A 514-nucleotide genomic window follows, 5' to 3' on the forward strand; every position below is an offset into this window, starting at 1 on the left:
GTTTATACCGACCAAATAGCCCCTGCTATCAACCAAAGCGCCACCTGAGTTGCCAGGGTTTATAGAGGCATCTGTTTGGATGAAATTTTCATATTGATTAAGTCCGATATCATCTTTATTTAGCCCTGAGACGATGCCTTGAGTGATGCTCTCGCCTACGCCAAAAGGATTGCCTATGGCAAAGACGACATCTGCATCAAGCAGCTTTGATGAGTCGGCCAATGTGATCGCATTTAGCCCATTTGCCTCTATCTTTATAACAGCTAGATCGGTCTTTGGATCGCTACCTATTAGCTTCGCTTTATACTCCTTGCCACCCTTTGCCAAGGTCACAACGATCTGGTCGCTATCTTCGATGACGTGGTTGTTTGTAACGATGTAGCCGTCATTTGAGATGATAACACCAGAGCCTAAAGAGGTCGTCTTTTCTTTCTCTTTTGGTTTTGCAAAGTTAAATCCAAAAAATTCATTAAAAAACGGGTCATTAAACATCTGTTCGATGCCAGCGTTGCTT

1 pseudogene is annotated in these 514 nt (G+C 43.2%); it reads right to left on the reverse strand.

Annotated elements, in window-relative coordinates:
• Positions 1-514: pseudogene (gene htrA, locus CYP28_RS00600) on the reverse strand (serine protease HtrA); the annotation flags it as partial.

Origin of the sequence: Campylobacter concisus, from assembly GCF_002914195.1 — a bacterium.
Taxonomy (GTDB): domain Bacteria; phylum Campylobacterota; class Campylobacteria; order Campylobacterales; family Campylobacteraceae; genus Campylobacter_A; species Campylobacter_A concisus_M.